The organism is Geodermatophilus aquaeductus, from assembly GCF_900182545.1.
Lineage (GTDB): Bacteria > Actinomycetota > Actinomycetes > Mycobacteriales > Geodermatophilaceae > Geodermatophilus > Geodermatophilus aquaeductus.
The window spans coordinates 165,418-192,277 of sequence record NZ_FXTJ01000003.1 but is presented as its reverse complement, the minus strand read 5'-3'; the positions used below and the strand labels follow the sequence as shown (position 1 = coordinate 192,277).

General features: G+C 73.6%; 21 protein-coding genes and 1 tRNA gene. 15 read left to right on the top strand and 7 right to left on the bottom strand.

All coding sequences use genetic code 11. The features are described from left to right. Window positions 1-8 precede the first annotated feature (8 nt). From FN207_RS09805 to FN207_RS09745, 13 genes are all read left to right on the top strand, one after another. Complete coding sequence (locus FN207_RS09805) at window positions 9-1,661, top strand: FAD-binding dehydrogenase (RefSeq protein ID WP_142458324.1); 1,653 nt, start codon at window positions 9-11, stop codon at window positions 1,659-1,661. Beyond that, window positions 1,658-2,335, top strand: a complete 678-nt coding sequence (locus FN207_RS09800; protein WP_142458323.1) for a hypothetical protein — start codon at window positions 1,658-1,660, stop codon at window positions 2,333-2,335. Before FN207_RS09805 ends, FN207_RS09800 begins: the two co-directional genes overlap by 4 nt. 56 nt (window positions 2,336-2,391) lie before the next feature. Continuing rightward, entirely contained in the window at window positions 2,392-2,766 is a 375-nt protein-coding gene (gene hisI, locus FN207_RS09795) for a phosphoribosyl-AMP cyclohydrolase (RefSeq protein WP_142458322.1), read from the top strand. Further along, window positions 2,753-4,288 (top strand): anthranilate synthase component I, encoded by a 1,536-nt coding sequence (locus FN207_RS09790; protein WP_142458321.1) that lies wholly within the window; start codon window positions 2,753-2,755, stop codon window positions 4,286-4,288. Before hisI ends, FN207_RS09790 begins: the two co-directional genes overlap by 14 nt. Beyond that, entirely contained in the window at window positions 4,285-4,914 is a 630-nt protein-coding gene (locus tag FN207_RS09785; protein WP_142458320.1) for a Trp biosynthesis-associated membrane protein, read from the top strand. The genes FN207_RS09790 and FN207_RS09785 overlap by 4 nt, the downstream gene beginning before the upstream one ends. Window positions 4,915-4,968: 54 nt before the next feature. After that, the gene (gene trpC / locus FN207_RS09780; RefSeq protein WP_142458319.1) at window positions 4,969-5,778 is read left to right on the top strand and encodes an indole-3-glycerol phosphate synthase TrpC; all 810 of its coding nucleotides are present in this window, start codon (window positions 4,969-4,971) and stop codon (window positions 5,776-5,778) included. 43 nt (window positions 5,779-5,821) lie between these two features. Continuing rightward, the gene (trpB, locus tag FN207_RS09775) at window positions 5,822-7,198 is read left to right on the top strand and encodes a tryptophan synthase subunit beta (RefSeq protein ID WP_142458318.1); all 1,377 of its coding nucleotides are present in this window, start codon (window positions 5,822-5,824) and stop codon (window positions 7,196-7,198) included. Then, complete coding sequence (gene trpA, locus FN207_RS09770; protein WP_142458317.1) at window positions 7,195-7,998, top strand: tryptophan synthase subunit alpha; 804 nt, start codon at window positions 7,195-7,197, stop codon at window positions 7,996-7,998. The genes trpB and trpA overlap by 4 nt, the downstream gene beginning before the upstream one ends. Continuing rightward, the gene (gene lgt / locus FN207_RS09765) at window positions 7,995-8,957 is read left to right on the top strand and encodes a prolipoprotein diacylglyceryl transferase (protein WP_142458316.1); all 963 of its coding nucleotides are present in this window, start codon (window positions 7,995-7,997) and stop codon (window positions 8,955-8,957) included. The genes trpA and lgt overlap by 4 nt, the downstream gene beginning before the upstream one ends. A gap of 321 nt (window positions 8,958-9,278) precedes the next feature. Continuing rightward, a complete protein-coding gene (gene gltB / locus FN207_RS09760; RefSeq protein WP_281282136.1) occupies window positions 9,279-13,928 on the top strand; it encodes a glutamate synthase large subunit in 4,650 nt (1,549 codons plus the stop codon). Continuing rightward, the gene (locus tag FN207_RS09755) at window positions 13,921-15,408 is read left to right on the top strand and encodes a glutamate synthase subunit beta (RefSeq protein ID WP_142458315.1); all 1,488 of its coding nucleotides are present in this window, start codon (window positions 13,921-13,923) and stop codon (window positions 15,406-15,408) included. Before gltB ends, FN207_RS09755 begins: the two co-directional genes overlap by 8 nt. Window positions 15,409-15,511: 103 nt before the next feature. Further along, complete coding sequence (gene pyk / locus FN207_RS09750) at window positions 15,512-16,927, top strand: pyruvate kinase (RefSeq protein ID WP_142458314.1); 1,416 nt, start codon at window positions 15,512-15,514, stop codon at window positions 16,925-16,927. Continuing rightward, complete coding sequence (locus FN207_RS09745) at window positions 16,924-17,799, top strand: acyl-CoA thioesterase (protein ID WP_246065942.1); 876 nt, start codon at window positions 16,924-16,926, stop codon at window positions 17,797-17,799. Before pyk ends, FN207_RS09745 begins: the two co-directional genes overlap by 4 nt. Here FN207_RS09745 and FN207_RS09740 read toward each other — a convergent pair. Further along, on the bottom strand, window positions 17,777-19,423 hold the full coding sequence (locus tag FN207_RS09740; RefSeq protein ID WP_246065941.1) for an aminotransferase class V-fold PLP-dependent enzyme: 1,647 nt from the start codon (window positions 19,421-19,423) through the stop codon (window positions 17,777-17,779). The genes FN207_RS09745 and FN207_RS09740 overlap by 23 nt on opposite strands. A gap of 279 nt (window positions 19,424-19,702) precedes the next feature. Then, window positions 19,703-19,776, bottom strand: a tRNA-Leu gene (locus tag FN207_RS09735). Window positions 19,777-19,855: 79 nt separating this feature from the next. On the opposite strand from FN207_RS09735, the gene FN207_RS09730 reads away from it, so the two are divergent. Next, entirely contained in the window at window positions 19,856-20,470 is a 615-nt protein-coding gene (locus tag FN207_RS09730; RefSeq protein ID WP_142458313.1) for an ANTAR domain-containing response regulator, read from the top strand. Window positions 20,471-20,620: 150 nt separating this feature from the next. Next, window positions 20,621-21,964 carry an ABC transporter substrate-binding protein gene (locus FN207_RS09725; RefSeq protein WP_142458312.1) on the top strand — a complete coding sequence of 448 codons (1,344 nt, stop codon included), beginning with the start codon at window positions 20,621-20,623 and terminating at the stop codon, window positions 21,962-21,964. A gap of 93 nt (window positions 21,965-22,057) precedes the next feature. Here the strand turns inward: FN207_RS09725 and FN207_RS09720 are convergent, their stop codons facing one another. From FN207_RS09720 to FN207_RS09700, 5 genes are all read right to left on the bottom strand, one after another. Continuing rightward, window positions 22,058-22,477, bottom strand: a complete 420-nt coding sequence (locus FN207_RS09720) for a DUF7712 family protein (RefSeq protein ID WP_142458311.1) — start codon at window positions 22,475-22,477, stop codon at window positions 22,058-22,060. Between the two features lie 74 nt (window positions 22,478-22,551). Then, window positions 22,552-23,409, bottom strand: a complete 858-nt coding sequence (locus FN207_RS09715; protein WP_199505191.1) for an ABC transporter ATP-binding protein — start codon at window positions 23,407-23,409, stop codon at window positions 22,552-22,554. Beyond that, window positions 23,406-24,440, bottom strand: coding sequence for an ABC transporter ATP-binding protein (locus FN207_RS09710; RefSeq protein WP_142458310.1), 1,035 nt, complete (start codon window positions 24,438-24,440; stop codon window positions 23,406-23,408). Before FN207_RS09710 ends, FN207_RS09715 begins: the two co-directional genes overlap by 4 nt. After that, window positions 24,430-25,428 carry a branched-chain amino acid ABC transporter permease gene (locus FN207_RS09705; protein ID WP_142458309.1) on the bottom strand — a complete coding sequence of 333 codons (999 nt, stop codon included), beginning with the start codon at window positions 25,426-25,428 and terminating at the stop codon, window positions 24,430-24,432. Before FN207_RS09705 ends, FN207_RS09710 begins: the two co-directional genes overlap by 11 nt. Before the next feature lie 3 nt (window positions 25,429-25,431). After that, window positions 25,432-26,688, bottom strand: coding sequence for a branched-chain amino acid ABC transporter permease (locus tag FN207_RS09700; protein WP_142458308.1), 1,257 nt, complete (start codon window positions 26,686-26,688; stop codon window positions 25,432-25,434). Between the last annotated feature and the right edge of the window lie 172 nt (window positions 26,689-26,860).

Here is a 26,860-nt window from a genome sequence, read left to right as displayed (position 1 = left end):
TGCCCGCCGTGAGCGACACAGACGTCGTGGTGGTGGGATCCGGCCTCGCCGGCCTGGTGGCGACCGCCGAGCTGGCCGACGCCGGCAAGCGGGTGGTGCTGCTGGAGCAGGAGCCGGAGGCGACCTTCGGCGGGCAGGCGTGGTGGTCCTTCGGGGGGCTGTTCCTCGTGAACTCGCCCGAGCAGCGCCGCCTGCGGGTGCGCGACTCCCTCGAGCTGGCCCGGCAGGACTGGTTCGGCACCGCCGCCTTCGACCGCCCCGAGGACCACTGGCCGCGGCAGTGGGCCGAGGCCTACCTGCAGTTCGCGGCGGGGGAGAAGCGGGCCTGGCTGCGCGAGCAGGGCATCGGGTTCTTCCCCGTCGTCGGCTGGGCCGAGCGCGGCGGCTACACCGCCAACGGCCACGGCAACTCGGTGCCCCGCTTCCACATCGTCTGGGGCACCGGCCCCGGCATCGTCGAGCCCTTCGCCCGCCGCGTGCGGGCCGCCGTCGACGCCGGCCTGGTCGAGCTGCGCTTCCGCCACCGGGTGACCTCGCTCGTCGTCACCGACGGGACGGTCACCGGCGTGCGCGGGGAGGTGCTCGAGCCCAGCGGCGCCGCCCGTGGCGAGGCCAGCTCGCGCACCGCCGTCGGCGACTTCGAGCTCGCCGCGCAGGCCGTCGTCGTCACCTCCGGCGGCATCGGCGGCAACCACGACCTCGTGCGACGCAACTGGCCGGAACGGCTCGGCCCCGCGCCGCAGCGGCTGCTCTCCGGCGTGCCCGCGCACGTCGACGGGCTCATGCTGCAGGCCACCGAGGACGCCGGCGCGCACCTGATCAACCGCGACCGCATGTGGCACTACACCGAGGGCATCACCAACCACTCCCCGGTGTGGGCGCGGCACGGCATCCGGATCCTCCCCGGCCCCTCCTCGCTGTGGCTCGACGCCACCGGGAAGCGGCTGCCGGTCCCGCTGTTCCCCGGCTTCGACACCCTCGGCACGCTCGCCCACATCGGGCAGACCGGGTACGAGCACACCTGGTTCGTGACGACGAAGAAGATCGTCGAGAAGGAGTTCGCGCTCTCCGGCTCCGAGCAGAACCCCGACCTCACCGGCAAGGACCTCAAGCTCCTGCTCAACCGGGTCAGGTCCGGCGTCTCGGCCCCCGTCCAGGCGTTCCTGGACCGCGGCGAGGACTTCGTGACGGCGACGACGCTGCCCGAGCTCGTCGCCGGGATGAACCGGGTCACCGGTGGCACCCCCGAGATCACGCTCGAGACGGTGGAGCACGAGGTGGTCGCCCGCGACCGCGAGGTCGGGCACCCCTTCACCAAGGACCTGCAGCTCACCGCGATCCGCGGCGCCCGCAGCTACCTCGGCGACAAGCTCATCCGGGTCGCCCCGCCGCACCGGCTGCTCGACCCCGCGGCCGGCCCGCTCATCGCCGTGCGGCTCAACCTGCTCACCCGCAAGACGCTCGGCGGCCTGGAGACCGACCTGTCGGGGCGGGTGCTGCGCGCCGACGGCAACCCGTTCCCCGGCCTGTACGCCGCCGGCGAGGCGTCCGGCTTCGGCGGCGGCGGCATGCACGGCTACCGGTCGCTGGAGGGCACCTTCCTCGGCGGCTGCCTGTTCTCCGGGCGGGTCGCCGGGCGGGCCCTGGCGGCCGCGCTGTGACCGCACCGGGCAGCCCGTGGGCGGACCCGGCCACCACGACCGAGCCGGTCGCCTACGGCGGACCGCCGCCCACGGCCCCCTACGCCGCGCCGGCCCCGGGCCCTTACGGCGGGGGTCCGTACGGGCCCTATGGCGGGGGCTGGCCGGCGCCGCCCGGGTACTGGCCGGCCTACGGCCCGCCGGTGCCCGCCCGCCCGCGCCGTCCCGGGCAGCTCGTCGCCTCCGCGGTGCTCGCCTTCGTCCAGGCCGGCCTGGTCGCCCTGACGTCGGCGTACGTGCTGCTCCTGGCGAGCACGCTGGGCGTCGTCTCCTCCGGGTTCGGCGGCGACCCCCGGGCCGACGCCCTGGTCACCGAGGGCACCGTCGTCACGATCGTGCAGATGCTGTCGGTCGTCGCGCTGGTGGTCGGCGGCATCCTGGTGCTCAACCGGCGCAGCCGCTCGTCCTGGCTGACCCTGCTCGTCGCCCTGGCCGTCCAGCTCGTCCTCGCCGTCTACTGGCTGGTGCGGCTGTCCACGCTCGACGCCCTCACCGAGGACGTCCTCCCCTCCGCCGGGCTGCTCGTGGCCGCGGTGCTGTTCTACGTCGCGGCACCGGCCGTGGCGCTGGGCCTGCTGCTCGTCGGGCCGGTCCGGCGGTGGGCCGACGGCACCGACCCCGTCCCCGCCCGCTGAGCGCCGCGCGGGGCCGCTGACCCGGCGGTCCGCCGCGGCGGGGGAGAATCACCGGCATGTCCGCCGTGCCCGCCGTCGACTCCGCCCTCGACCCCGCCGTCGCCGCGCTCCTGCGCCGCGACCCCGCCGGGCTGGTCGCCGCCGTCGTCCAGCAGCACGACACCGGTGAGGTGCTCATGGTCGCCTGGATGGACGACGAGGCGCTGCACCGCACCCTGAGCACCGGCCGGGCCACCTACTGGTCGCGCAGCCGGCGCGAGTACTGGGTGAAGGGCGAGACCTCCGGGCACCGCCAGTGGGTCCGCGACGTGCGCCTGGACTGTGACGGCGACGCCCTGCTGGTGCTCGTCGACCAGGAGGGCCCGGCCTGCCACACCGGCGAGCGCAGCTGCTTCTCCCGTGATCTGGAGGTCACCCGTGCGACTCGGTGAGACGAGCCCGTCCCGGGAGGAGTTCGCCGCCCTCGAGCGGGCCGGGCGTGGCGGTGCGATCGTGCCGGTCACCCGGCGGCTGCTGGCCGACGGCGAGACCGCGGTGGGCATCTACCGCAAGCTGGCCGGCAACCGGCCGGGCACGGTGCTGCTCGAGTCCGCCGAACAGGGCAAGCGCTGGTCGCGCTACAGCTTCGTGGGCGTGCGCAGCGCGGGAGTGCTCAGCGAGCGCGAGGGCCGGACGCTGTGGCTCGGCGACGACCTGCCCGGCCTCACCGACGACCTGCCCCCCGACCCGCTGGCCGCCGTCCGCACACTCGCCCGCCGGCTGCGCTCGCCGCGCCGGGCCGACCTGCCCCGGCTGACCGGCGGGCTGGTCGGCTACCTCGGGTACGACGTCGTCCGGCGGCTGGAGCGCCTGCCGAGCACCGCCACCGACGACCTCGGCATGCCCGAGCTGTCGATGCTGCTGGTCACCGACCTCGCCGTCCTCGACCACACCGACGGCACGGTGCTGCTCATCGCCAACGCCCTGAGCGGCACCCACGACGGCACCGCCGACCCGGACGCCGCCTGGGACGACGCCGTCGCCCGCCTCGACGCCATGACCGCGGACCTGACCAAGGCGGTCCCGCCGGGCGTGGCCACGTTCACGCCCGCCGAGCCGCCGCCGGTGCGCAGCACGATGCCGCCGGGCGGCTTCGAGGCCGGGGTCGAGACGATCCGCGAGCACATCCGCGCCGGCGACGCGTTCCAGGTCGTGCTGGCCCAGCGGTTCGAGACCGACACCGACGTCGACGCCCTCGACCTCTACCGGGTGCTGCGCGCCACCAACCCCTCGCCGTACATGTACCTGCTGCGCTTCGCCGGCCGGGAGACGCCCTTCGACGTCGTCGGCTCCTCGCCGGAGGCGCTGGTGACCGTCACCGGCACCGGCGCGGTGGTGCACCCGCCGGCCGGCACGCGCCCGCGCGGGGCGACCGAGGAGGAGGACCTGCGGCTGGCCGAGGGCCTGCTCGCCGACCCCAAGGAGCGCGCCGAGCACGTCATGCTCGTCGACCTGGCGCGCAACGACCTGGGCCGGGTCTGCGTGCCGGGCACCGTCGAGGTGCCCGACTTCATGCGCACCGAGCTGTACAGCCACGTCATGCACCTGGTCTCCACCGTCTCCGGTGAGGTGGCGCCGGGCCGCGACGCGCTCGACGTCTTCGACGCGACCTTCCCCGCCGGCACCGTCTCCGGCGCCCCGAAGCCGCGGGCGATGGAGATCATCGAGTCCCTGGAGCCGACCCGGCGGGCGCTGTACGCCGGCACCGTCGGCTACCTCGACGCCAGCGGCGACATGGACATGGCCATCGCCATCCGCACCGCCGTCCTGCACCAGGGCCGGGCCTACGTGCAGGCCGGCGCCGGTGTCGTCGCCGACAGCGACCCCGCCACCGAGGAGGCCGAGACCCGGCACAAGGCGCGGGCGGTGCTGTCGGCCATCGCGACGGCGGAGGGCATGCGGGAGGTGCGGTGACGCAGGGCCGGCGGGAGCTCGGCGCCGCGGTCGCCGGGTGCGCGGTCGCCGGCGGGCTGGCCCTGTCGGCCGGCGGGCAGGTCTGGGCGACCGTCACGGTCACCCGGACGCCGCCGCTGCCGCCGGTCACCGAGACGCTGACCGGGTCGGCCGTCGCGCCGCTGGTGACGGCCTCCGGCCTGCTGCTCCTGGCCGCCGCGGTCGCCGTCCTCGCCGTGCGCGGCGCCGGGCGGATCGCGGTCGGGGTGCTGGTGGCCCTCGCCGGGGCCGCGCTGGGCTGGTCGGCCCTGCGCGTCCTGGTCTCCGGCCCGGACACCGTGACGGCGGGACCGGGGGAGCGGCGCACCGCCGAGCTCGCCGCGGCCTGGCCGGTGCTGGTCGTGGTCGCCGCGCTCGTCGCGCTGGCCGCCGGACTCCTGGTCGTCGTCCGCGGCCGCCGCTGGCCGGGCATGGGGCGCCGCTACGAGCGGACCCCCGGCGCGGCCGCGGCCCCGGCGCGGGCCCGCACCGACGAGGACCGCGCGCTCGACGCCTGGCGCGCCCTCGACCGCGGCGACGACCCGACCGACGACGGCACCCCCGGGGAGCCCGACCCGGCGACCGACCGGGGAGGCCGCCGCGGCTAGGGTGGACGCACCGTCCGGCCGGGCACGGCCGACCCCCAGCAGCGAGGAGGCGGAGTGACCGTCCTCGACGACATCGTCGCCGGCGTCCGCGAGGACGTCGCGGCGCGCGAGGCGGCCACCCCGCTGGCCGAGGTGAAGGCCGCCGCCCTCGACGCCCGGCCCGCCCTCGACGGGCTCGCCGCCCTGCGCGAGCCCGGTGTCGGCGTCATCGCCGAGGTCAAGCGTCGCAGCCCGAGCAAGGGTGCGCTCGCCGACATCCCCGACCCCGCCGTCCTCGCCGCGCAGTACGCCGCCGGCGGCGCCCGCGTGATCAGCGTCCTCACCGAGCGGCGCCGCTTCGGCGGCTCGCACGCCGACCTCGCCGCCGTCCGTGCCGCCGTCCGCGTGCCGGTGCTGTGCAAGGACTTCGTGGTCAGCAGCTACCAGGTGCACGAGGCCCGCGCCCACGGTGCCGACGTCGTCCTGCTCATCGTCGCCGCGCTCGAGCAGAACGCGCTGCTCGGCCTGCTCGAGCGGGTCGAGTCGCTCGGGATGACCGCGCTGGTCGAGGTGCACACCGAGGCCGAGGCCGACCGCGCGCTGTCGGCCGGCGCGTCGGTGATCGGTGTCAACGCCCGCGACCTCACCACCCTCGACGTCGACCTCGGCACGTTCGAGCGGATCGCCCCCGGGCTGCCCTCGGGCATCGTCAAGGTCGCCGAGTCCGGCGTCCGCGGCCCGCGCGAGCTCATCGGCTACGCCGCCGCCGGGGCCGACGCCGTCCTGGTCGGCGAGGGCCTGGTCACCGCCGGCGACCCGCGCCAGGCGGTCGCCGACCTGGTCACCGCCGGGTCGCACCCCGCCGTACCGCGCACCACCCGCTGACCCCCTCCACCACCAGGAGGCCGCGGCGCGCGACACTGGGCGCATGACGACCAGTGCCGTGCACCCGCCCGAGGAACGACTCGAGCCGGCCCGCCCGACCTGGCCCGACGCCACCGGCCACTTCGGCGTCTTCGGTGGCCGCTTCGTCCCCGAGGCGCTGATCGCCGCGCTCGACGAGCTGACCGAGGCCTACGAGGCCATGCGCGTCGACCCTGCGTTCCTCGCCGAGTTCGCCGCCCTGCAGCGCGACTACACCGGCCGGCCCAGCCCGGTCACCGAGGTGCCGCGCTTCGCCGAGCACTGCGGCGGCGCCCGCGTGCTGCTCAAGCGCGAGGACCTCAACCACACCGGCTCACACAAGATCAACAACGTGCTGGGCCAGGCGCTGCTCACCAAGCGGATCGGCAAGCAGCGGGTCATCGCCGAGACCGGCGCCGGGCAGCACGGCGTCGCCACCGCCACCGCGGCGGCGCTCATGGGGCTGTCCTGCACCGTCTACATGGGCGAGGAGGACACCCGCCGGCAGGCGCTCAACGTGGCCCGCATGCGGCTGCTCGGCGCCGAGGTCATCCCGGTGACCACCGGCTCGCGCACCCTCAAGGACGCCATCAACGAGGCATTCCGCGACTGGGTGACCAACGTCGAGACCACGAACTACGTCTTCGGCACCGTCGCCGGCCCGCACCCGTTCCCGGCGATGGTCCGCGACTTCCAGCGCGTCATCGGAGACGAGGCGCGCGGCCAGGTGCTCGAGCGCGAGGGCCGGCTGCCCGACGCCGTGCTCGCCTGCGTCGGCGGCGGCTCCAACGCGATCGGCATCTTCACCGCCTTCGTGCCCGACGACGGCGTGCGCCTGGTGGGCCTGGAGGCCGGCGGCGACGGCGTCGGCACCGGCCGGCACGCCGCGACGATCACCGGGGGAGCGCCCGGCGTGCTGCACGGCGCCCGCTCCTACCTGCTGCAGGACGACAACGGCCAGACCATCGAGTCGCACTCGATCAGCGCCGGCCTGGACTACCCGGGCGTCGGCCCCGAGCACTCCTACCTGCACGACATCGGCCGGGCCGAGTACCGCCCGGTCACCGACGCCGAGGCCATGGAGGCCTTCGCGCTGCTGTGCCGCACCGAGGGGATCATCCCGGCGATCGAGTCCGCGCACGCGCTGGCCGGCGCGATGCGGCTGGGGCAGGAGCTGGTGGCCCAGGGGGACGGTGGGCGGGGAGGGGAACCGCCCCTGTTGCTGGTGAACCTCTCCGGCCGCGGCGACAAGGACGTCGAGACCGCGTCGCGCTGGTTCGGCCTGGGCGACCGGGAGCACGTCGAGCCCGGCGCCGGCATGGACACCGACCAGCAGCCCACCGACGGCGCCGTCACCTCCGGCGACGCGGTGCGCGGCCAGGACGCCGGGAGCCAGGCATGAGCCCGCTCGCCCACCGCATCGGCGCCGCCCGCGCCGAGGGCCGCGCCGCGCTCGTCGGCTACCTGCCGGTCGGGTACCCCGACGTCAACACGTCCATCGCCGCGATGACCGCGATGGTCGAGGGCGGCGCCGACGTCGTGGAGATCGGCGTCCCGTACTCCGACCCGGGCATGGACGGCCCGGTGATCCAGCAGGCGGTGGAGCCGGCCGTCCGCGCCGGGGTCGGCCTGCGCGACGTGCTGCGCGCGGTCGAGGCGGTGGCCGCGGCCGGTGCGGTACCGGCGGTCATGAGCTACTGGAACCCCATCGAGCGCTACGGCGTCGAGCGGTTCGCCGCCGACCTGGCGGCGGCAGGGGGCGCGGGGGCGATCACGCCCGACCTCATCCCCGACGAGGCCGGCGAGTGGCTGGCGGCGTCGGAGGAGCACGGTCTGGACCGGGTGTTCCTCGTCGCGCCGTCGTCCACCGACGCGCGGCTGGCCAGCACCACCGCCGCCTGCCGCGGCTTCGTCTACGCCGCCTCGACCATGGGCGTCACCGGCACCCGCGCCACCGTGAGCGACGCCGCCGAGCGCCTCGTCGTCCGCACCCGCGCGGTCGCCGGGGACCTCCCGGTCTGCGTGGGGCTCGGCGTCTCCGACGGCGACCAGGCCGCCGAGGTGGCCGCCTTCGCCGACGGCGTCATCGTCGGGACGGCCTACGTCCGCCGGATGCTCGACGGCACCGGAGCCGACGGCGTCCGGGCGCTGTCGGAGGAACTGGCCGCGGGCGTCCGCCGCCGGGCCGGGGTGCCCTCGTGAGCGTCCTCGCCGCCATCCCCAGCCCCGCGCAGGGGGTCTGGGAGCTCGGCCCGTTCCCGCTGCGCGCCTACGCGCTGTGCATCATCGCCGGCATCGTCGCGGCCTGCTGGATCACCGAGAAGCGCTGGGTGGCCCGCGGCGGGCGGCCCGGCGAGGTGCTCGACATCGCCGTCTGGGCGGTGCCGTTCGGGATCATCGGCGGCCGGATCTACCACGTGATCACCACGCCGCAGCCCTACTTCGGGGAGAACGGCGACCCGCTGCGGGCGTTCGCGATCTGGGAGGGCGGCCTGGGCATCTGGGGCGCCATCGCCCTGGGCGGCGTCGGCGCCTGGATCGCCTGCCGGCGCCGCGGCATCCCGCTGCCGGCCTTCGGCGACGCCATCGCCCCCGGCCTGCTGGTGGCCCAGGCCATCGGCCGGCTGGGCAACTGGTTCAACCAGGAGCTCTTCGGCCGGCCGACGACGCTGCCGTGGGCCCTGGAGATCGACCCGGTCCACCGTCCCGACGGCTTCGCGGCGTTCGCCACCTTCCACCCCACGTTCCTCTACGAGCTGCTGTGGAACCTGGCCGCGGCCGCCGTCGTCGTGTGGGCCGACCGCCGGTTCCGGCTCTCCCACGGCCGCGCCTTCGCCCTCTACGTGGCGCTGTACTGCGCCGGCCGGCTGTGGATCGAGCTGCTGCGCATCGACGCGGCCAACCGCATCCTCGGCGTCCGCCTCAACGTGTTCACCTGCATCGTGGTGGGCCTGCTCGCGGTGGCGTACATGGTCTGGCAGCGGGGTCGCCCCCGCGAGGTCATCGACCGTGCGGGCACCGCGGACGACGACGCCCGGCGTGACGACGACGACACCGCCGACGTGGTCGGCGACGCTGCCGACGAGGCGCCGACCAGCACCGATGCCGATGGCCCGGCGCGGGTGCGTGACCGGTCTCACGACACGCCGGGACCGGCCTGACGGGACGCGCCGCACCTGGGGTTTCGGCGTGGGAACCCGGTGTTACGGCTGTGTACCCTCCTGTCCAGACACCCCAGTGATCCTGGGTGGTCACCGCGTCGGAACCGGGCCAGCGCTGCCCCGCGGACGACGACCCCGTGGCACCACCCGCGGGGCCGCGAGCTCCAGCCGGTCCGGGCACACCGTGTCCCGCCGGATGCCGGCTCACCGCAGTCCCGCGCTGCACCTCTGCCGCTCCGCCCCCCTTGACCACCGGCCGGGCCCTGCGCCCCCACGTCGTCCTCCGTGAGGGCGGCGTGCCAGCCGACGACGGGAGTGATCATGTCCGGGTCCCACACCCCCGCCCCCCAGGCCGTGCCCTTCTCGGCCACCCCGCCGGCCGCCGGTCTCTACGACCCGGCCAACGACTCGGACGCCTGCGGTGTCGCCTTCGTGGCCGACGCCCGCGGCCGCCGCTCGCGCGCGATCGTCGCGGCCGGCCTGACCGCGCTGCACAACCTCGACCACCGCGGGGCCGCCGGCTCCGAACCCAACTCCGGGGACGGCGCCGGGATCCTGACCCAGGTGCCCGACGCGCTGCTGCGCGCCAGCGTCGACTTCGACCTGCCGCCGGTGGGGGAGTACTCCGTCGGCATCGCCTTCTTCCCCGTCGACGCCGACGAGCGGGCCGCCCGCTACGCCGACGTCGAGCGGATCGCCGCCGAGGAGGGCCTGACCGTCCTCGGCTGGCGCGACGTGCCGGTCGACCCCGACGGCGCCGACCTCGGCCCCACCGCCCGCGCGGTCATGCCGCACTTCGGGCAGCTGTTCGTCGCCGAGACGATGGGCGCCCGCGCCGACGCCGCGGCCTTCGGCGGCCCGCGCGAGGTCAACGGCGTCACCCGCCTGGAGCGGCGCTCGTTCGTGCTGCGCAAGCGCGCCGAGCGGGAGGCCCGCGACGCCGGCAGCTCGCTCTACGTCGTCTCGCTGTCCTCGCGCACCATCACCTACAAGGGCATGCTGACCACCGACCAGCTGCCCGCGTTCTTCCCCGACCTGCGCGACGAGCGCTACGAGTCGGCGATCGCGCTGGTGCACAGCCGGTTCTCCACAAACACCTTCCCGAGCTGGCCGCTGGCCCACCCGTTCCGGTTCATCGCCCACAACGGCGAGATCAACACGATCAAGGGCAACCGCAACCGGATGCGCGCCCGCGAGGCCAAGCTCGAGACCGACCTGTTCGACGGTCCCGCCGGCCCGGCCGGCGAGCTCGGCCTGGACCGGATCTTCCCGGTCACCGCCAGCGACTTCAGCGACTCGGCGACCTTCGACGAGGTGCTCGAGCTGCTGCACCTGTCGGGCCGCTCCCTGCCGCACGCGGTGCTGATGATGATCCCGGAGGCGTGGGAGAACCACGACGAGATGGACCCGGCCCGCCGGGCCTTCTACCGGTTCCACGCCTCGATCATGGAGCCCTGGGACGGGCCGGCCTGCGTCGCGTTCACCGACGGCACGCTCATCGGCGCCGTGCTCGACCGCAACGGCCTGCGCCCGGGCCGCTGGTGGCGCACCAAGGACGACCTGGTCGTGCTCGCCAGTGAGGCCGGCGTCCTCGACATCCCGGCCGGCGACGTCGTCGCCAAGGGCCGCCTGCAGCCGGGCCGGATGTTCCTCGTCGACACCGCGTCGGGGCAGATCGTCTCCGACGAGGAGGTCAAGGGCGCGCTGGCCACCCAGCAGCCCTACGAGGACTGGCTGCACGCCGGCCTGGTGCACCTGCCCTCGCTGCCCGAGCGCCGCCGCGCGCGGCCCAGCCACGAGTCGGTCGTGCGCCGGCAGATGCTCTTCGGCTACACCGAGGAGGACCTGCGCGTCCTGCTCACCCCGATGGCCTCCAGCGGCGCCGAGCCGATCGGCTCCATGGGCACCGACACCCCGATCGCGGCGCTGTCGGACCGGTCGCGGCAGCTCTACGACTACTTCCAGCAGCTGTTCGCCCAGGTGACCAACCCGCCGCTGGACGCCATCCGCGAGGAGCTGGTGACCAGCCTCGGGCGCACCTTCGGCCCGGAGCAGAACCTGCTCTCGGCCACCCCGGCGTCCTGCCGGCAGGTGTTCCTGCCCTTCCCGGTCATCGACAACGACGAGCTGGCCAAGATCCTGCACATCGACGACGACGGCGACCTGCCCGGTTTCGCCGCCGTCCGGATCACCGGCCACTACGACGTCACCGGTGGCGGCCCGGCGCTGGTGCAGGCCGTCGAGGACCTGCGGACCAAGGTCAGCAAGGCCATCGCCGCCGGCGCGCGGGTCATCGTGCTCTCCGACCGCGACTGCGACGAGAAGCGCGCCCCGATCCCGTCGCTGCTCATGACCGCCGCCGTCCACCATCACCTGGTACGCGAGCGGACCCGCATGGAGGTCGGCCTCGTCGTCGAGTCCGGCGACTGCCGCGAGGTGCACCACGTCGCGCTGCTGCTCGGCTACGGCGCGGCCGCGGTCAACCCCTACCTGGCCTTCGAGTCCATCGAGGACCTCATCCGCGACGGCGTCCTCACCGGCGTGCAGCCCGCGCAGGCCGTGCGCAACGTCGTCAAGGCGCTCGGCAAGGGCGTCCTCAAGGTCATGAGCAAGATGGGCATCAGCACCGTCGGCTCGTACACGATGGCGCAGATCTTCGAGGCCGTCGGCCTGTCCCAGGACGTCGTCGACGAGTACTTCACCGGCACCTCCTGTCCGCTCGGCGGCGTCGGCATGGACGTCCTCGCCGAGGAGGTCGCCATGCGGCACCGGCGCGCCTACCCGGAGAACCCCACCGAGCGGGCGCACCGCCGGCTGGAGACCGGCGGGGAGTACCAGTGGCGCCGCGAGGGCGAGGTGCACCTGTTCAACCCCGAGACGGTGTTCCTCCTCCAGCACTCCACCCGCTCCCGGCAGTACGAGGTCTTCGAGCGCTACACCCGCACCGTCGACGAGATGTCGGAGGAGGCCGCGACGCTGCGCGGGCTGTTCCGCATCAGGACCGGCGAGCGGCCCCCGGTACCGATCGAGGAGGTCGAGCCGGTCAGCGAGATCGTCAAGCGCTTCCAGACCGGCGCGATGAGCTACGGCTCCATCTCGCAGGAGGCGCACGAGACCCTCGCCATCGCGATGAACCGCCTCGGCGGGCGGTCCAACACCGGTGAGGGCGGCGAGGACCCCGACCGGTACGTGCCCGACCCCAACGGTGACCTGCGCCGCTCGGCGATCAAGCAGGTGGCCAGCGGCCGCTTCGGCGTCACCAGCGAGTACCTGGTCAACGCCGACGACATCCAGATCAAGATGGCGCAGGGCGCCAAGCCCGGCGAGGGCGGCCAGCTGCCCGGCGGCAAGGTCTACCCGTGGGTGGCCCGCACCCGGCACTCGACGCCGGGCGTCGGCCTGATCAGCCCGCCGCCGCACCACGACATCTACTCGATCGAGGACCTCAAGCAGCTGATCCACGACCTGAAGAACGCCAACAACGAGGCGCGGGTCAACGTCAAGCTGGTCGCCGAGGTCGGCGTCGGGACGGTCGCGGCCGGCGTCAGCAAGGCGCACGCCGACGTCGTGCTCATCTCCGGGCACGACGGCGGCACCGGTGCCGCGCCGCTGACCTCGCTCAAGCACGCCGGCTCCCCCTGGGAGCTGGGCCTCGCCGAGACGCAGCAGACGCTGCTGGCCAACGGGCTGCGCGACCGGATCGTGGTCCAGGTCGACGGTCAGATGAAGACCGGCCGCGACGTGATCGTCGCGATGCTGCTCGGCGCCGAGGAGTACGGCTTCGCCACCGCTCCGCTGGTCGTCTCCGGCTGCATCATGATGCGGGTCTGCCACCTCGACACCTGCCCGGTCGGCGTGGCCACGCAGAACCCGGAGCTGCGCAAGCGGTTCACCGGCCGGCCGGAGTTCGTCGTCACCTTCTTCGAGTTCCTCGCCGAGCAGGTGCGGCAGTACCTGGCGGAGCTGGGCTTCCGCTCGGTCGAGGAGGCCATCGGCCACGTCGAGCTGCTCGACACCCGCCAGGCGGTCGACCACTGGAAGGCCCGCGGGCTGGACCTGTCGAAGATGCTCGCGCTGCCGGAGCTGCCCGAGGGCACCCCGCGCCGCGCGGTGCGCACGCAGGACCACGGCCTCGACGTCGCCCTGGACCAGACGCTCATCCAGCTGTGCGAGGGCGCGCTGCTCGACGCGCGGCCGGTCACCCTCGAGCTGCCGGTGCGCAACGTCAACCGCACCGTCGGCACGATGCTGGGCTCGATGGTCACCCGCCGCTTCGGCGGCGAGGGCCTGCCCGACGGCACGATCGACCTGACCTTCACCGGGTCGGCCGGGCAGTCCTTCGGCGCCTTCGTCCCGCGCGGAATGACCATGCGGCTGCTCGGCGACGCCAACGACTACGTCGGCAAGGGCCTCTCCGGCGGGCGGATCGTCGTCCGCCCGGCGCGGGAGGCGACCTTCGCCGCCGAGGACAACGTCATCGCCGGCAACGTCATCGGCTACGGCGCCACCAGCGGGGAGATCTTCCTGCGGGGGCGGGTCGGCGAGCGGTTCTGCGTCCGCAACTCCGGGGCGCTCGCCGTCGTCGAGGGCGTCGGTGACCACGCGCTGGAGTACATGACCGGCGGCCGCGCCGTCATCCTCGGGCCCACGGGCCGCAACGTCGCGGCCGGCATGTCCGGCGGCGTCGGGTACGTCCTCGACCTCGCCCGGCACCGGGTCAACCCCGAGATGGTCGACGTCGAGTCGCTGGACGGGGAGTCCGCGCAGTGGCTGCGGGACGTGCTCGTGCGCTACGCCGCCGAGACCGAGTCGCCGGTGGCCACCGCGCTGCTGGCCGACTGGGGTCGCTGGTCCGAGCAGTTCAGCGTGATCATGCCGCGCGACTACCGTCGCGCCCTGGAGGCGCGGCGCGCCGCCGAGGCCGCCGGCACCGATGTCGATCGAGCAGTGATGGAGGCCGCACGTGGCTGACTCCACGGGGTTCCTGAAGTACGAGCGGGCCATGCCGCCGCGGCGGCCGGTCGACGTCCGGATCCTGGACTGGAAGGACGTCTACCTCACCCGGCAGAACGGTGAGGACGGCGTCTACCCGGTCGCCGCGCTGCGCCAGCAGGCCGCGCGGTGCATGGACTGTGGCATCCCCTTCTGCCACCACGGCTGCCCGCTGGGCAACCTGATCCCGGAGTGGAACGACCTGGCCCGCCGCGACGACTGGCGCGACGCCATCGAGCGGCTGCACGCGACCAACAACTTCCCGGAGTTCACCGGGAAGCTGTGCCCGGCGCCGTGCGAGGGCGCCTGCGTGCTGAACCTGCAGGACTCCCCGGTCACGATCAAGCAGATCGAGTGGGAGATCATCGACCAGGCCTTCGAGCACGGTTACGTCGAGCCGCAGACCCCGGCCGAGCGCACGGGCAGGAAGGTCGCCGTCGTCGGGTCCGGCCCCGCGGGCCTGGCCGCCGCCCAGCAGCTCACCCGCGCCGGGCACGACGTGACCGTCTTCGAGCGGGCCGACAGGGTCGGCGGGCTGCTCCGCTACGGCATCCCCGAGTTCAAGATGGAGAAGGCCGTCCTCGACCGGCGGCTGGACCAGATGCGCGCCGAGGGCACCCGCTTCGTCACCGGCGTCGAGGTCGGCGGCTCCGGCGAGGCCGACCTGTCGGCCGAGCAGCTGCGCGGCGAGTACGACGCCGTCGTCATCGCCGCGGGCTCGACCATCGGCCGCGACCTGCCTGCCCCCGGACGGGAACTCGAGGGCATCCACCTGGCCATGGAGTTCCTGCCCTTCGGCAACCGGCAGGCGCTCGGCGAGCTCGACGACCCGCCGATCACCGCCCGCGGCAAGGACGTCGTCATCATCGGCGGCGGCGACACCGGCGCGGACTGCCTGGGCACCTCGCACCGCCAGGGCGCCCGCTCGGTCACCCAGCTGGAGATCATGCCGGCGCCGCCGGACAAGCGGTCCGAGGGCAACCCCTGGCCGACCTACCCGATGATCATGCGGGTCTCCTCGGCCCACGAGGAGGGCGGGGAGCGGCTGTACTCGGTCAACACCGAGCGCTTCCTCGGCGACGACGAGGGCCGCGTGCGCGCCCTGGTCATCCACGAGGTCGAGCGGGTCGACGGCCGGTTCCAGAAGATCGAGGGCACCGAGCGCGAGCTCCCCGCCCAGCTGGTCCTGCTGGCCATGGGCTTCACCGGCGTGCAGCGCGAGGGCCTGGTCGAGGCGCTCGGCGTCGAGGTCGACGGGCGCGGCAACGTCGCCCGCGACGACGAGTGGATGACCACCGTGCCCGGCGTGTTCGTCGCCGGGGACGCCGGCCGCGGCCAGTCGCTGATCGTGTGGGCCATCGCCGAGGGCCGCGCGGCCGCCGGCGCCGTCGACACGTACCTGACCGGCAGCTCCATGCTGCCGCGCCCGGTCACCCCGACGGCGGTCGCCCTGCGGTAACACGGCGGTCCTCCTCCGTCCGGCCGGGGGCCGGGTCCCGCGACACCCGCGGGACCCGGCCCCTGTCCGTACCGGAAGAGGGCAGCCCACTAGCGTTCTTCCCATGTCCCGCCGCGCGAAGATCGTCTGCACCCTGGGTCCGGCCACCAGCTCGCTCGAGCAGATCACGGCCCTGGTCGAGTCGGGGATGGACGTCGCCCGGCTCAACTTCAGCCACGGGTCGCACGCCGACCACGAGGCCGCCTACGTCAACGTGCGCCAGGCCTCCGACAAGACCGGGCACGCCGTCGCCGTCCTGGCCGACCTGCAGGGCCCCAAGATCCGCCTCGGCACCTTCGCCGACGGCCCCGTCCACTGGGCCACCGGCAGCCGGGTCTGCATCACCGTCGAGGACGTGCCGGGCACTGCCGAGCGCGTGTCCACCACCTACAAGGGCCTGGCCAGCGACGCCCGCGTGGGCGACCGCCTCCTCGTCGACGACGGCAAGCTCGCGCTCTCCGTCGTCGCCGTCGAGGGCCCCGACGTCTTCTGTTTGGTCGTCGAGGGCGGCGAGGTCTCCAACAACAAGGGCCTGTCGCTGCCCGGCGTGGCCGTCAGCGTCCCCGCTCTGTCGGAGAAGGACGAGGAGGACCTGCGCTTCGCCCTGCACCTGTCGGTCGACTTCATCGCGCTGTCGTTCGTCCGCTCGCCGGCCGACGTCGAGCTGGTGCGCGACATCATGCGGCAGGAGGACGTCTTCCTCCCGGTCATCGCCAAGCTGGAGAAGCCCGAGGCGGTCGCCAACCTGGAGGCCATCGTGGAGGCCTTCGACGGCGTCATGGTGGCCCGCGGTGACCTCGGCGTGGAGCTGCCGCTGGAGCAGGTCCCCCTGGTGCAGAAGCGCGCCGTGCAGGCCGCCCGCGAGCGCAACAAGCCGGTCATCGTGGCCACCCAGATGCTCGAGTCGATGATCACCAACTCCCGGCCCACCCGCGCCGAGGCCTCCGACGTCGCCAACGCCGTCCTCGACGGCGCGGACGCGGTGATGCTGTCGGGCGAGACCTCGGTCGGCCGCTTCCCGATCGCGGCGGTGCGCACGATGGAGCGGATCATCGACGCCGTCGAGAGCGACGACGTCCGGGTGCCGGACCTGGTGCGCCGCTCCCGCTCCCGCTCGGGCGCGATCGTGCGCGCGGCCAAGGACATCGGCGAGGCGCTCGAGGTCAAGGCGCTGTGCACCTTCACGCAGACCGGCGAGACCGCCCGCCGCCTGGCCGCGCTGCACCCGCGCCAGCCGCTGCTGGCCTTCACCGTCGACGGCCGGGTGCGCAGCCTGCTGGCGCTGTCCTGGGGCGTGGAGACGTTCCTGGTGCCCTCGGTGGAGCACACCGACGACATGGTCGAGCAGGTGGACTTCTCGCTGCTGTCGATCGGCCGGCTCAAGGTGGGCGACCGCGTCGTCGTCGTCGCCGGCAGCCCGCCGAACACGGTGGGCTCGACCAACCTGATCCGGGTGCACGAAGTCGGCACGGACTCGTGACCGCGGGGGAGACCCAGGCCGCCGCCCTCATGGGCGTCCTGGACCTCGAGGAGCGCTCGCCGGGCGTCTTCGTCGGGCAGACCCCCACGACGAGGCTGCAGCGCATCTTCGGCGGGCAGGTGGCCGGGCAGGCGCTCGTGGCGGCCACCCGGACGGTGCCCGACGGCCGCGGCGTGCACTCCCTGCACTCGTACTTCCTGCGGCCCGGCGACCCGAACGAGGAACTGCGCTACACCGTCGAGCGCATCCGCGACGGCCGGTCCTTCTCCACTCGCCGGGTCATCGCGTGTCAGCAGCGCCGCGGCGAGGACGTCGCCGTCTTCGCGCTGACGGCGGACTACCACGCCGGCGAGCCGGCCCACGTGGCGCACTCCCGGCCCATGCCGGAGGTGCCCGGGCCCGAGGAGCTGCGCACCCTGGCCGACCACGCCGCCGGCCACGGCGAGCTGGCCGCCCCGGCGCTGGAGATCAGCCGGGCGGTGGAGCAGCGGCCGCTGGTGAACCCCTTCGCCCCCGAGCCCAAGTCCCCGCCGCACACGCAGTCGCACGCGTGGTTCCGGGTGGCCGGGAGGCTCCCCGACGACGCCGGGGTGCACGCCGCGGCACTCACGTTCGTCAGCGACCTGACGCTGCTGTCGGCCGGGCTGGCCCGGGTCGGCGGCGGGTGGGGCGGGCGCTACGTCGGCGCCAGCCTCGACCACGCCATCTGGTTCCACGCGCCGGTCCGCGCCGACGAGTGGTTCCTCTACGAGACCGACAGCCCGGCCGCCTCCGAGGGCCGCGCACTGTGCTTCGGCAGCATCTGGACCGCTGACGGCCGGCACGTGGCCACGGTGGCCCAGGAGGGGCTCATCCGGTCACTGGGGGAGTAGCCGGCACCGCCTCGGCGTCGGTCCCGGCGTCGGTCCCGGCGGGCTCGGCCTGCTCGGCGGCCTCCTGCTCCTGCGCGTGGCGCCGCGCAGCCTCCTCCTCGGCCGCCCGGCGCTCGGCCTCCTTGCGCTCGGCCTCGGCCCGGGCCCGCTCGGCGGCCTGCTCGGCGAAGTCGGCCGCCAGCCAGTCGTGGCCCTCGCACAGCAGCGCCCACGCCCGCTCGACGTGCGCCAGCGTCGTCGTCGGCGCGCCGATCGCCACCCGCAGCACCACCGAGCCGCGCACGGTGGTGTGGGTCAGGTAGACCTCGCCGCCGTCGTTGAGCCGCTCGAGCAGCGTCATGGTGGCGACGTCGGCGTCCACGTCGGCCGGCCACCGCGGCTTCAGGCACACCAGCGACAGCGGGTGCGGGGTGGCGACGTCGAAACGGTCGTCGGCGTCGGCCCAGCCGGCCAGCTCCGCGGCCAGCGCGACCCCGGAGCGGACGTGCGCGCGCAGCCCCTCGGCGCCGTACCAGCGCAGCACCGCCCACAGCTTGAGCGCGCGGAAGCGGCGCCCGAGCTCGACCTGCCAGTCGCGGTAGTCGACGACCGCCCCGGCGTCGGTGGCGGCGTTGCGCAGGTACTCGGGGAGGATCGCCAGGGCCCCGGTCAGCGCCGCGCGGTCGGCGACCCAGAACAACGTGGCGTCGAAGCCGGTGAGCAGCCACTTGTGCGCGTCGGTGGTGTAGCTGTCGGCCTCCTCGACGCCGGCCTGCAGGGCCCGCAGCTCCGGGGCGACGGCGCTCACCCCCGCGTAGGCGGCGTCCACGTGCAGCCAGGCGCCGTACCGCCGGCAGATCGGCCCGATCTCGGCCAGGGGGTCGATCGCGGTGGTCGACGTCGTCCCGACCGTGGCGCACACGAGCACCGGCCGGTACCCGCGGGCGGTGTCGCGCTCCAGCCGGGCCGCCAGAGCGGCCGGGCGCATGGCGAGGTCGCCGTCGACCTCGACGATCCGGACGGCGTCGGTGCCCAGGCCGGCGATGCGGACCGCCTTCTCCATGGACGAGTGCGTCTCCGACGAGACGTAGACCGTGTACTCCTCCGGCAGCACGCCGTTCCGCACGGTGGCCCCGCCGCTGGCCCGGTGCAGGGCCGCGAGCAGGGCGACCAGGTTCGCCCCCGAGCTGGAGTCCTGCACGACCCCGCCGCCAGTGCCGGTGGAGCGGAAGGCCGCGGGCAGCCCGAGCAGCTCGGCCAGCCAGTCCATGACGTGCTGCTCGAGCTCGGTGGCCGCCGGGCTGGTCACCCAGGACATGCCCTGGACGCCGAGGCCGGCCGAGAGGAGGTCGCCGAGGACCGACGGGCCGGAGGTGTTGGCGGGGAAGTAGGCGAGGAAGCCCGGGTGCTGCCAGTGCGTGACGCCGGGCAGCACGACCCGGTCGAGGTCGGCGAGGACGGCGGAGAAGGGCTCGGCCTGCTCGGGCGCCGACGGCGGCAGCGCGGCGCGGACGTCACCGGGGGAGACCCGCGAGCGGACGGGGAAGGACTCGATCCGCGACCAGTAGTCGGCGATCCAGTCGACCACCTCGTGACCGTGCTGCCGGAACTGCTCGGGCGTCATGTGGGGCACGGGCTCGCTCACGCCGATCACCGTATGCGGTGGCGACCGGACCCCGACGCGGCGACTCGGGACGGCGATCGGGTGAGCGGCCCTGCGAGGCGGTCCGAGGAGTGGGGGCCGGAGGTCTCCGCGACGAGGGCCGGTAAGGGCTCAGCGCAGGTCGGGGACGGCACCTGGCCGCGGTGTCGTCCGACGAGTGGGGGCCCGGAGGGTCCCCCGAGGAGGACTCGGCCGCAGGGCTCCGCCCGGCCGGGGACGGCACGTGGCCGCGGTGCGATCCGGAGGATCGCGATGTCGGAGTGCCCCCGGTGCGACTCGAACGCACACTGCGCGGGTTTTGAATCCGCTCCCTCTGCCGATTGGGGTACGGGGGCCCGGCGCCGCGACCGAGGTCACGGCCCGGCCAGCCTAACCGGGCGGCCGCTCCCAGCCGTCGTCGCTAGGCTCCACCGCGTGAGCAGCGAGCCGACCCGGGTCCTCATCGCCGAGGACGAGGCACTGATCCGCCTCGACCTCAAGGAGATGCTGGAGGAGGAGGGGTACGTCGTCGTCGCCGAGGCGGGCGACGGGCAGACCGCCGTCGACCGCGCGCGCGAGCTGACGCCCGACCTGGTCATCCTCGACATCCAGATGCCGGTCCTCGACGGGCTGGCCGCCGCCGAGCAGATCGCCTCGGACCGGATCGCCCCGGTCATCGTGCTCACCGCCTTCAGCCAGCGCGAGCTGGTCGAGCGGGCCCGCGACGCCGGCGCCATGGCCTACCTGGTCAAGCCGTTCTCCAAGAACGACCTCGTGCCGGCCATCGAGGTCGCCCGCGCCCGCTTCACCGAGATGGCCGCGCTCGACGGCGAGGTCCGGACGCTCGAGGAGCGCCTCGAGGCCCGCAAGGTCGTCGAGAAGGCCAAGGGCCGGCTCATGGCCGACCAGGGGATGACCGAGGCCGAGGCGTTCCGCTGGATCCAGCGCACCGCCATGAACGAGCGGACGTCGATGAAGGCCCTCGCCGAGAGGATCCTGGCCACGGACGGGGCTCCCGCGGACGGTGCACCCTCCCGGGGGAACGCGTAACAGGACCGGAACAGTCGAGGTCACGACCCCATCACGGTCTAACTCGACCCGCATCCATCCCCGCACCCAGCAGTTACGTTCTGCGGACTGACGGGGCCCCGGCACGCCCGGGGCCCGCCGGACCGACGTACGACAACTGGGAGTTGCTGGATGCGCACGCGTACCTACGCCCGCAGCATCGCCGTCACCTCCGCCGCGCTCGTCGCTCTCACCGCCTGCGGTGGCGGCGACGACAGCGGCAGTGGCTCGGGCGGCGACGCTGCCTCGGGCGGCGGCGAGAAGCAGGTCAACATCTACGGCACCGACGGCAACATGGGCTCCACCCTCGGCGACGACTTCGAGGAGGAGGGCGCCCTCGCCGGGATGAGCGGCACCACGCCCCTCACCGAGCTGGCGGGTGACTTCCGTGACCAGCTGCTGCAGGTCGACCCCAACCTGGGGAACACCTTCAACTACGCCGGCGAGACCTACGACGCCGTCGTGATCACCGCGCTGGCCGCGCAGCTCGCCGGCACCAACGACGCCAACGTCTTCAAGGCCTACGTCAACGGTGTCACCACCGGCGGCGAGAAGTGCGACACCTTCCAGGCCTGCCTCGACATCGTCAACGCCGGGGGCAACCCCGACTACGACGGCCGCAGCGGCCCGCTGGCCTTCGTCGACGCCGGTGAGCCGGCCGCGGCGAGCTTCGGCATCCTGCAGTTCGGTGACGACAACGTCATCGACGACGGGCAGACGGAGTTCGTGCTCGCGGGCGACGAGGCCAACGCCACCACCGACGAGGGCCCGGCGCCCGCGGCCCCCGGCACCACCAGCCCGGAGCCGCTGGTCATCGGCACGCTGCTGCCGCTGACCGGTGACCTCGCCTTCCTCGGCCCCCCCGAGGTGGCCGGCGCCAAGCTCGCCGTCCAGGACATCAACACCGCCGGGGGTGTCCTCGGTCAGGACGTCCGCCTCGAGGAGGGTGACTCGGGCGACGCCACGACCGACACCGCCACGCAGACCGTCGACCGCCTCCTGCAGGCCGGCGTCAACGCGATCGTCGGTGCCGCGTCCTCGGGCGTGAGCCTCAACGTCATCGACCGGATCACCGGTGCCGGTGTCATGCAGATCAGCCCGGCCAACACGTCGGACCAGTTCACGACCTACAACGACAACGGTCTGTACTTCCGCACGGCCCCGCCGGACGTCCTGCAGGCCCGCGCCCTCGCCGACCTGATCGCCGAGGACGGCAACAACACCATCGGCATCCTCGCCCGCAACGACCCGTACGGCACCGGGCTGGCCGAGAACACCGTCGAGAACCTCCTCGCCGGTGGTCTCTCCGAGGACCAGGTCGTGAGCATCACCTACGACCCGAACGCCGCGAACTTCGACTCCGAGGTCCAGCGCATGGTGGAGCTCAACCCCGACGGCATCGTCGTCATCGGGTTCGAGGAGTCCTCGCGGATCATCCAGGGTCTGAACGAGAACGGCATCGGCTCGCAGCGCTGAGCTCGCGAGGCGCCGTGACAGAACGGCGTTGATGTAGGCACCACCCCGGCAGCGGCCCGGTACCCCTCACGGGGTGCCGGGCCGCTGTCGTGCTCAGCGCCGCAGGACCTGGCCCTCCGGAGCCCAGTCGGCCGGGCGGCCCCGGTGGTTGGAGAACTCGACGGCCCACCGCCACCAGCTCCGGTCGGGCGCGTGTTCCCAGCGCAGCAGCACGCCGACCTCACCGCCGGGCAGCAGCACCGGCAGGCCGACGTGGCTCTCGTCCGGCCACACCTCCGTGCGGCGCAGGCCGCCGCCGGCCAGCTCGAGCAGGGTGACGGGGGAGTAGTCGCCGTCGCGGTCGGCCTCCCCGCGGGCCACGACGGTGTCGTCGTCGGCGGTGACGCGCACGGTCAGGCGCGCGGGGGCGGCGTGCACGAGCACGCGGGAGAAGCCGCCGGCCGTCAGTGCCCGGCAGAAGTCCAGGCCGTTCATCCCGCCGTCGGTGGCCCGCAGGTCCCAGGTCCAGTTCACGACCCGGGGGTACCCACGACAGAGGCCGGCGCCCCCGGGGGGACGCCGGCCTCGGTCAGGCGGTGCTCAGGCGGTCACTGGGCCTTGGCGAGGGTCCCCAGGTACAGCTCGATGACCTTCGGGTCGGTCATGAGCGACCGGCCGGTGTCGGTGTAGGCGTTGCGGCCCTGGTCGAGCACGTACCCGCGGTCGCAGATCTGCAGGCAGCGACGGGCGTTCTGCTCGACCATGATGATCGAGACGCCGGTGGCGTTGATCCGCCGGCAGCGGATGAACACCTCGTCCTGGTAGGCCGGCGACAGGCCGGCCGAGGGCTCGTCGAGCAGCAGCACCGACGGGTCCATCATCAGCGCCCGGCCCATGGCGACCATCTGCCGCTCGCCGCCGGACAGCGAGCCGGCCTTGCCCTTGCGCCGCTCGCCGAGCAGCGGGAACAGGTCGACGACGTAGTCGAAGCGCTCCTTGAAGGTCTTCGACCGCAGGTAGACGCCCATCTGCATGTTCTCCTCGATGGTGAGCGAGGGGAACACGTTGTTGTTCTGCGGGACGTACCCGACGCCCAGGGAGACCAGCCGGTGCGCGGGCGCGGACGTGATGTCCTCACCGCGCAGCCGCACCCCGCCCGAGCGCACCGGGATGAGGCCGAACAGCGCCTTGAGCAGCGTCGACTTGCCGGCCCCGTTCGGGCCGATGATGCCGACGAGCTCGCCCTCCTGCAGGTAGAAGTCGCAGCCCCGCAGGATGTTGACGCCCGGGACGTAGCCGGCGACCAGGTCGTCGGCGCGCACGAGCGCGCCCTCGGCCAGGCGCAGGTGCTCCTCGCGGGTGGCGGCCTTCTCCGCCGGCGAGAGCTCCGCGGTGCCGGAGGAGGCCTCGGCGGCGCGGGTGAGGTCCTCGCCGGACTCGTCGACCTCGAACAGCGGCTCGCTCATCGCTCGGTCCTCCCGGTCGTGCTGTCGGTCCCCAGCACCTCGCCGCCGCCGTGCTCCTCCTGCGCGATGGCCGCCCCCGCCTGGGCGAGGACCTGGTCCTCCTCCTCGACGGTCAGCGGCGCGTCGTGGTGCGCGCCGAGGTAGGCGTCGACGACGGCCTGGTTCTGGCTGATGGACTCCGGCGGGCCCTCCGCGATGACGCGGCCGGCCGCCATGACGACCACCCAGTCGCTGATGTCGCGGACGACGTCCATGTCGTGCTCGACGAAGATCACCGTCATGCCCTCCTCGCGGAGGTCCTTGACGTGCCCGAGCAGGCTCTGCGTCAGGGCGGGGTTCACCCCGGCCATCGGCTCGTCGAGCATGACCACCTGCGGGTCGCTCATCAGCGCGCGCGCCATCTCCAGCAGCTTGCGCTGACCACCGGAGAGGGTGCCGGCGAACTCGTCCTTCTTGGCGTCGAGCTTGAACCGCCGCAGCAGGTCCATCGCCTTCTCGGTGTTCGCCTTCTCCTGCGCGCGCCAGGTACCGGGCACCAGCGCCCGCAGGAAGCTCTCACCGCGCTGGCCCTGCGCACCGAGCAGCATGTTCTGCAGGACGGTGAGCCGCGACAGCGCCTTGGTCAACTGGAAGGTCCGGACGACGCCGAGGCGGGCCACCTGGTGCGGCGCGAGCTTGCCCAGTGGCTTGCCGTTGTAGCTCCAGGTGCCGGTGTTGGGCTGGTCGAACCCGGTGAGCAGGTTGAACAGCGTCGTCTTGCCGGCGCCGTTGGGCCCGATCAGACCGGTGATCCCGCCGCGCTGGACCTCGAGGTGGTCGACCGACACCGCGGTGAGGCCGCCGAAGGTGCGGGTGACGTTCTCCACGACGATCGCCGGGTCCGGCTTGGCGACGCCGATCTCCCACGGGACGTCCCGCAGCGCGGCCTGCGCCAGCCGCTGCGGGACGCCGCCGCCGGGTCGGGTGCCCGTACCGGTGTTCTTGTCCAGGGACGCCGCGTGGGCGCCCGGGGGCAGGTTGTCAGCGGGCATCGAGCATCACCTCTCGTCGGTCGCCGAAGATGCCCTGCGGGCGGAAGACGAGCAGCAGCATCAGGCCGAGCCCCACCAGGACGAACCGGATCTGCGCGACGTCCGTGGACGACAGCAGCTCGCCCGGGATGATCCCGTTCTCGATCAGTGCGCGCAGGGCGGTGTCGGCGAACTGCACCACGAACAGCAGGATGATCGCGCCGACGACGGGCCCGAGCACGCGCGCGGCGCCGCCCAGGATCAGCGCGGTGTAGGCCAGGAACGTGTTCGCGTTCTGGAACTGGTCGGGGTTCGCCGCGCCGGTGGCCACGACGTAGACCATCCCACCGAGAGCGCCGATCATGCCGCCGAGGACCAGCGACTGCATCTTGTACAGGTAGACGTTCTTGCCGAGGGCGCGCACGGCGTCCTCGTCCTCCCGGATGGCCTTGAGGACACGACCCCAGGGGCTGCGCATGAGCAGCCACACCAGCAGGCACATCAGGGCGACGAGCACCCAGCCGACCAGCGCGACCCACAGCTCCCCGCCGCTCCACCGGGTCCCGAGCACCGAGTAACGCCGGCTGGTGTCCCACGGGGCCAGGGCGATGAAGTCGCCGTTGAAGGCGGCCAGCCCGCGGGTGCCGCCGGTGACCGGGCTGGCCGACACCGACCGGAAGAGCAGTCGTAGCCCCTCTGCCGCCGCGATCGTGGCGATCGCCAGGTAGTCCGCCCGCAGCCGCAGGGTCGGCAGACCGAGCAGCAGGGCGAGGACGACGGACGCGGCGAGGCCGACCAGGACGCCGACCCAGAAGTTCCAGCCCCACTGGGTCACCGAGATGGCGATGCCGAAGCCGCCGAGCATCGCGAAGGCGATCTGCCCGAAGTTCAGCAGGCCGGTGTAGCCGAAGTGCACGTTGAGGCCGATGGCCAGCAGTGCGAAGAACACCGCCTGGAAGCCGAGCGCCGACTTGCCGGCGACGGCGAACGCGTTGAGGAGGTCGCCCATGGCTCAGCCGATCCGTGCGCGGCTGCCCAGGATCCCCTGGGGCCGGATGACGAGGATGACGATGAGGAGCAGCAGCCCGCCGACGTACTTGATGTCGTTCGGGATCACCAGCGTCGACATCTGGACGAAGACGCCGACGATGATGCTGCCCACGAGGGCGCCGTAGGCGGTGCCCAGGCCGCCGAGGGTGACGCCGGCGAACATGAGCAGCAGCAGCTGGAAGCCCATGTCCCAGCGGACCTGGTCGGACAGGCCGAGCAGGACGCCGCCGAGCGCGGCGAGCCCGCCGCCCATCATCCAGACGACGAGGATGACGCGGTTGACGTTGATGCCCGAGGAGGCGGCGAGGTCGCGGTTGTCCGACACCGCCCGCATCGCCTTGCCGATCTTGGTGCGCTGCAGCATGAGGGCGACCAGGACGAGGACGACGACCGAGATGACGATCGAGACCAGCGACTGGTTGGTCAGCCGGAACAGGCCGTAGTCGACCGCGCGCGAGGTGCCCAGGCCCGAGTAGGGGTTGGAGAACCCGCCGTAGACGATCTGGATCAGGTAGCGCAGCAGCAGCGACAGGCCGATCGACACGACCAGGGCCGCGACCAGGCCCGTGCCCCGGCGGCGCAGCGGCCGCCAGAGGCCCAGTTCGTTGAGCGCGCCGAAGGCCGCGCCGCCGATCATGGCGATGATCCCGGCCGGGATGATCGGCACGCCGAGCCCGGTGTTGACCCACCAGGCGAACAACGCGCCGATGGTGACCAGCTCGCCGTGGGCGAAGTTGGTCAGGCCGGTGGTGCCGAAGATCAGCGACAGTCCGACCGCGCAGATGGCGATGAGGAGGCCGAAGCGGAGGCCGTCGACGAACAGCTGGATCGCCTCGACGTTCCCGCTGCCGGCCCCCTGGGTGCCGTCGTTGAGCCCGAACTGCACCGGCTGGCGGCGGCCCGGGTCGACGGTGACAGTGCGGCTGTCCTCGCCGGTGATGACGACGCCCTCGGGGAGCGAGTCGGCGTCGATGGTGACGGTGTACTGGCCGGCGCCGGGGACCTCGATGGCGAACTTGCCGTCCTCGTCGGTCTCGACGGTGTCGACCTCGTCGCCGGCGGCGGTGGTCACCGTGACCTCGATGCCCTCGATCGGGCCGCTGCGGCCGGTCTGCAGCGTGCCGACGATCGTCTCGCCCACGGCGTTCGCGGTGGCGCCGGGGACGAGGACGGCGAGTCCGGTGGCGGCGACGAGGACGAGGACGAGCCGCAGCAGCACCCCGCGGACGACGGTCCCGGGGCCCGGGCGGATCGCGCTCCGGAGCGGCTCGGGTCGCCCCGCAGTGGCTGACGGGTGCCTCACACAACCTCCCTGGTCGTGGCAGTGCTCTGACGCAGTGCGTGACGGCACTGCGGGGGGCAGGAGGCGTGACGGTAACCCAGGCGTGTTG